The organism is Phytopseudomonas dryadis, from assembly GCF_004327355.1.
Lineage (GTDB): Bacteria > Pseudomonadota > Gammaproteobacteria > Pseudomonadales > Pseudomonadaceae > Aquipseudomonas > Aquipseudomonas dryadis.
Genome location: NZ_QJUM01000057.1, coordinates 1 through 5,921 on the forward strand (window position 1 = coordinate 1; position 5,921 = coordinate 5,921).

A 5,921-nucleotide genomic window follows, 5' to 3' on the forward strand; every position below is an offset into this window, starting at 1 on the left:
GAAGTGCAATAAGCAGCCTCAAGCTGCAAGCCACAAGCGGCAAGTAAGAGCAGTTCACTGTTCTCCCTTGCAACTTGTGGCTTTCCTAGACCGTAGCCTGTGGTTGAGCGAAGCGATACCCAGGGCAACCGCTCCCGGGTATCGCTGCGCTCAACCCGGGCTACATGACAGGCTGCCCCCTCCCCTGCGCGACTCGAACCCCATCGGACGTGGCGGGTGGATGAAAAGAGCGTCATCCACCCTACGGCCTGCAAGCGAGGACAGCGAACTGCTCTTGCTTGTCGTAGTTCCCTAGAACTCCAGGGTACTGGAGAGCTGCACCTGGCGCGGATCGCCGATGGAGACGTTGAGCGCGTTCACCGAGGAGCTGTAGTAGGTCTTGTCGAACAGGTTCTTGACGTTGAGCTGCAGCCTGAGCCGGTTCTCGCCCAGCTGGGTGTCGTAGCTGGTGAAGGCATCGGCGACGGTATAGGACGGCAAGGCGAAGGTATTCTCGGAGTCGCCTTCGCGCTCGCCGACGTGACGCGCACCGGCGCCGACGCGCAAGCGATCGCCACCGAACAGCGCGCCGAAGTCGTAGACCGCCGCCAGTGAGGCGGTATGCCGGGCGACGTTCTGCAGGCGATTGCCTTTCAGATCCGGGTCTCTGGTCACCTCGGCATCGGTCAGGGCGAAGGTGCCGATCAGGCTGAGGTTGTCGCTGAGCTGACCGGTGAGATCCAGTTCCACGCCGCGGGAGCGCACTTCGCCGGCGCCGCTGGCCACGGTCTCGCCGCCGATGTTCTGCGTCACCAGCACGTTTTCCTTGACGATATCGAACAACGCCAGGGTACCGGTCAGGCGCCCGGGCATATCCAGCTTGGCGCCGATTTCCCAGGACTTGCCCTCCTCCGGAGCGACCCCGTTGATCGATGCGCTGCCGCTCAGCGGCGCGATGGTGGAGTTGGGTTTGAACGATTCGGTGTAACCGCCGTACAGCGACAGCTCGTCGCTGAGCTTGTACACCAGGCCGACGCGGGGCACCCAGACCTGGCCGTCGATATCGGTATTCTTGGTGAACGGCCGGCCACGACCGGCAAGCTGGTCATACAGCTGATAACGCGCCCCGGCGACGAAGATCCATTGCTCGTTGAGGTGAATGGAGTCCTGGACGAAGGCCGACTGGGTGACCACTCGGTCGGTCTGGTCGCTGTCGCTGGCGACCACGGTGGTGGGAACCGGATCGAGGCCATAGACCGGGTCGTTGTAGTCGAGCCGGCGCGTGGTGGTCTGGCGGATCAGGTCGGCGCGGTAGAACTTGCGGTACTCGTGATCCACGCCCATCAACAGGTCATGCTGCAGGCCGCCGAGCATCACCTTGCCATCCAGATCGAAGGTGGCGAAGTGCGAGGTGCTGACCGCGCCACGGGTGCCATCCAGGCGGCGCCCGACCGTGCCGGTAGTGGTGTTCACGCTGGTCACCCGCGCCTGGTAGTCGTCATAGGTATCGCGGTTGTAGCTGTAGGCGAAGTGGGCTTTCCAATCCTCGCTCAACTGGTGGGACAGGTCGAAGATGGTCAGGTTCGAGCGCCCCTCGGTCACGTTGTAAGGCTCGTCCAGACGCCGTTCGGCGGGAATGTTCAGCGGCTTGCCATCGACGAACACCGTCCCGCGGTCGAAGGGCACCGAGTACTCGCGGTATTCATGGCTGAGGCTGAGGCTGGTGTCTTCACCGTACCAGGCCAGGGACGGGGCGAAGGTCTTGTCGCGGTTATGGCCGAAGTCGCGCCAGTAGTCGGCGTCCTCGTAATCGGCCACCACCCGGTAGGCCAGGCCGGAATCGCCCAGCGGGCCGGTAAGGTCGAGGGTGCCGCCGCTGCCATTGTTGCCGTGGCCGAAGGTCGAGGCGCGCGCGGTGATGGCGCGGTAGCTCTCGAGTTGCGGCTTCTTGCTGACCACGTTGATCACGCCACCCGGATCGAGAATGCCGTAGAGCATCGACGACGGCCCCTTGAGCACCTCCACCCGCTCGGCGGTGGCGGTGAAGTTGCGGCCCTGGATGGTGCGCATGCCATCGCGCAGGATCGAACCGTCGCGGTTGTCGCCGAAGCCACGCTTGGTCACCGCGTCCAGGGTGCTGCCCAGGGTATTGGCCTGGGTGATGCCACTGACGTTGGCCAGGGCATCGTCGAGGTTCTGCGGCTGCTGATCCTGCAGCGCCTGGGCCGGCACCACGGCGACCGCCTGGGGAATCTCCAGCAGGGGCGTTTCGCTGCGCATCAGCCGGGTGCTCGCCGGTGGCTGGTAGCTGCGGGCGGCATTGCGCTGCGACTGGATCTGCACGGCGTCGAGGTTCAGCGCCCCCGGCGCGCTCACGGGTTGCAGGGTCAGGGTGCCGGCCCCCGCACGGCGGTAGGTGAAGCCGGAACCGGCGAGCAGTTGCGCCAGCGCCTGCTCAGCGCCCATGCGCCCGCGCACGGCCGGCGCCTCGAGGCCGTAGGGGGCCTCGTCGGTGTAGACCAGGTTGAGCCCGGTGACCTTGCTGAAGGTATCCAGCGCACGCGGCAGCGGCTGGGCGGCAATGGCGAAATCGTAACGCTGCGCCTGGCCGTCGACCTCGACCGGGGTTTGCGCGAACGCCATCGGCGGCAGCGGCCAGGCGCCACCGCCGAGCAGCACGGCAGCCATGCCCAGGCGTTTCCAGGCAGCGCCCTGCAGGCGCGTCGTACGGTATTTCATCGGTTGCTCACCCTTGCTGTATTGGCTTCTCGTCTGCGAATAAATCGCATTTCAAGCACTACACGGATGCCAGCGGGGTTTACCTCAGGGGCAGGCGCTAATTTTTTCGCTTCGCCTCAGAATCGCTGCCGTTGATCAACGCAGGATCACCAGCCTGCCGAACAACTGGTGCTGCTCGAAGCCCACCACGCGCTGCAGGCTGGCGAGTATCGTCAGCGGGTCATGGCTGGCGAAACTGCCGCTGACACGCCGCTGCGCCAGCTCGCCATTGAGCAGCAGGATGCGCCCCGGGTAATAGCGCTCAAGCTCGCTCAGCACCTCGCCGAGTGGCACGCGATAGAAGCTCAGGCGCCCGTCGCGCCAGGAGGACAGCGCCTCGGCGTCCACCGCGCGCAGTTGTTCGCTGACACCCGAAGCGAAACCCAACTGCTGGTTGGCAGTCAGGATCTGCGGCGTTTGCGCCGGGCCGGCGCGTACCGCCACCCGTCCCTGCAGGACCGTGACGCGGGCGCCGTCCTCCCGCTTGCGCACCTCGAAACGGGTGCCCAGCACCCGCGCCTCGCCGCCCGCGACCGCCACCGCGAAGGGCACGGAACCGGGCACGACACTGAACAGCGCGGCGCCGCGACGCAGCTCGACATGGCGCTCGCCGGCGTCATAGCGCACGGCGATGGCGCTGTCGGCATCGAGCACCACGCTCGAGCCATCGTCGAGGGTCAGGCTGCGCACCTGCCCCGGCGCCGACACGTAGTCCGCGCCCAGGTCATCGAGCCAGTGCAGCGGCTGCCAGCCGCCAGCCCAGACCATCAGCACCAGGCTGGCGGCCATACCCAGCGCACCCGCCCAGTAGCGTCGCGGCCGCCGTGCCGGCCGCAGGTAACGCTGCAAGGCCTGCGCCTCCTCATCGGCCAGGCGCTGGGCGGCCGGACGGCTGAGCTGCCAGAGCGACTGCATCTGCACGAAGGCATCGACATGTTCCGGCGATGCCGCCAGCCATCGCTCGAACGCCATCTGCTGCGCGTCCCCGGGCTGCCCCTGCAGGCGGCCCAGCCATAGCCAGGCCTCCTGCTGCGCGGCAGACAGCGGTTGATCCTGCAGTCGTGGGTCGTGGCTCATGACGGAGCGCTCCCGAGCGGGGTTCTGGCCGGCGGGGCAGTGACCACGCTGGCCTTGCATGCATCCAGGGCGCGCATCATATGTTTTTCCACCGCGCTCTGGGACAACGACATGCTGCGGGCGATCTCGGCGTAGGTGCGGCCGTGTATCCGGTTGAGCAGGAAGATATGCCGGGTACGCTCGGGCAGCGCGCGCAACGCGGCGTCGATGCGGCGCAGGTCGCTACCGGCTTCCAGTGCCGCATCGGGCGTCGCCACGGTACCGGCCCGCTGCTCGGGCAGCAGAGCCGATTCGCCACGGCTGCGCGCGCCCTCGCTGCGCATATGGTCGATGGCCAGGTTATGCGCGCTGCGGATCAGGTAACTGCCCATATCCTCCAGCGGCAGCGCCGGCCGCCGCCAGAACCGCAGGAACAGTTCCTGCACCAGGTCGGCCGCCGTGGCCCGGCAGCCGACGCGGCGGCGCAGCAAGGCCTCCATCTGCGGGCGACGGGCGAGGAAGGTGCGCAGAAAGGCTTCGCGCTGCGCCGGCTCCCCCACAGCGGCCGGATCGGGCTGAAGGGACTCGGGCGGTGGCTGGATATCGGGCATGGAGGAAGCTGCTCAAGACAATGCCGGCTGACATCGTTCGGGACGGCGAAGCCATGAATGATAATCCTTATCAATGCAATCCGGTAGCGCCTCGAGCAGGGCAACAGGGCAATCGCGCTATGGCGTCATTGTGTGAAAGACCCTCGATGAAAAGCGCTGGAGGCTGGAGGGCTGAACGAGAAACCTCTGTTTTCCTGCGTGCTCGGGCTGCTCCCTAAGCCTCCAGCCTTCCAGCGCTGTTTTCGGCTCGGGCTCCTGCATCCATGCAGTCGTCGGCTCTTCGAGCGCGTAGCGCAATTGCCCTGACCAGGGGAACGATCGGGGTGTGCCCGCGGCCCAAGATGGACGCACACCCGAAGGAGCCGTCATGACCTTTTCCATCGTTGCCCGCTGCCCGCGCACCGGGCAGTTCGGCGTCGCCGCCGCCACCGCCATGCCCGCCGTGGGCAAGTTGCTCAGCCATGCAGCGGCCGGCGCGGGGGCTGTGGCGACCCAGGCCCAGGTCAATCCGTATCTGGGTCTCGATGGCCTGGCCCTGCTGCGCCAGGGCTACTCGGCGCCCGCCGCCCTGACCCGCCTGATGGCGACGGACCCGTGCATGGCGCTACGCCAGTGCGCCCTGATCGACCGCAACGGCGACAGCGTGTGCTGGACGGGCGAGCGCTGCATTCCCTGGGCCGGCTCCCTGGCGGGCGAGCAATTTTCCGTGCAGGGCAACCGCCTGGCCGGCCCCCAGGTGCTGGACGCCGTCGCCGACGCCTTTCGCCTGGGCGAAGCGCGGCCGCTGGTCGAACGCCTGATCGAAGCACTCGCCGCAGGGGACGCCCGTGGTGGCGATCGACATGGCGAATCCTCGGCGGTGATCTATATCGTCGACCGCGAGCAGTACCCGCTGTGGGATATCCGCGTCGACCACCACCTCGACCCGGTGGCCGAACTGTGGCGCCTGCACGGCGTGTTCGCCCGCGAGGTGCTGCCCGAGATCCTCGCCATGCCAACCCGCGACAACCCGGCCGGCAAGGCGGCGGAAGACGCGGTCTGAAAACCGGCACCTGAGCGTAGCCCGTAGCCTGTGGTTGAGCGCAGCGATACCCAGGGCAGCCGTTCCCGGGTATCGCTGCGCTCAACGCCGGGCTACCGAACCGAATACTCGCTCGTGAGGCCGCTTCAGCGGCGATAGGGCCCAAAGGCATCGCGGCCAAAGCCCCTTCCACCCAAGCTCGGGCCAGACCGTAGCCTGTGGTTGAGCGCAGCGATACCCAGGGCAGCCGTTCCCGGGTATCGCTTCGCTCAACGCCGGGCTACCGAACCGAATACTCGCTCGTGAGGCCGCTTCAGCGGCGATAGGGCCCAAAGGCATCGCGGTTAAAGCCCCTACCACCCTGGCTCAGGCCAGACCGTAGCCTGTGGTTGAGCGCAGCGATACCCAGGGCACCGTTCCCGGGTATCGCTGCGCTCAACACCGGGCTACCGAGCCGAACGCTCGCTCGTGAGGCC

Annotated in this window: 4 protein-coding genes; 1 reads left to right on the forward strand and 3 read right to left on the reverse strand. The window is 67.0% G+C overall.

Features of this window, described 5'->3' with window-relative positions:
- Nucleotides 1–291 precede the first annotated feature (291 nt).
- The 3 genes from DNK34_RS25095 to DNK34_RS25105 form a co-directional block, all read right to left on the reverse strand.
- Complete coding sequence (locus DNK34_RS25095; RefSeq protein WP_411269333.1) at nt 292–2,667, reverse strand: TonB-dependent siderophore receptor; 2,376 nt, start codon at nt 2,665–2,667, stop codon at nt 292–294.
- Between the two features lie 186 nt (nt 2,668–2,853).
- Nucleotides 2,854–3,834: a FecR family protein gene (locus DNK34_RS25100; RefSeq protein ID WP_131177481.1), complete on the reverse strand. Its 981-nt coding sequence runs from the start codon at nt 3,832–3,834 to the stop codon at nt 2,854–2,856.
- Entirely contained in the window at nt 3,831–4,424 is a 594-nt protein-coding gene (locus DNK34_RS25105; RefSeq protein WP_131177482.1) for an RNA polymerase sigma factor, read from the reverse strand. The genes DNK34_RS25100 and DNK34_RS25105 overlap by 4 nt, the downstream gene beginning before the upstream one ends.
- 367 nt (nt 4,425–4,791) lie before the next feature.
- On the opposite strand from DNK34_RS25105, the gene DNK34_RS25110 reads away from it, so the two are divergent.
- Nucleotides 4,792–5,466, forward strand: coding sequence for a DUF1028 domain-containing protein (locus DNK34_RS25110; RefSeq protein ID WP_131177483.1), 675 nt, complete (start codon nt 4,792–4,794; stop codon nt 5,464–5,466).
- Nucleotides 5,467–5,921 lie beyond the last annotated feature (455 nt).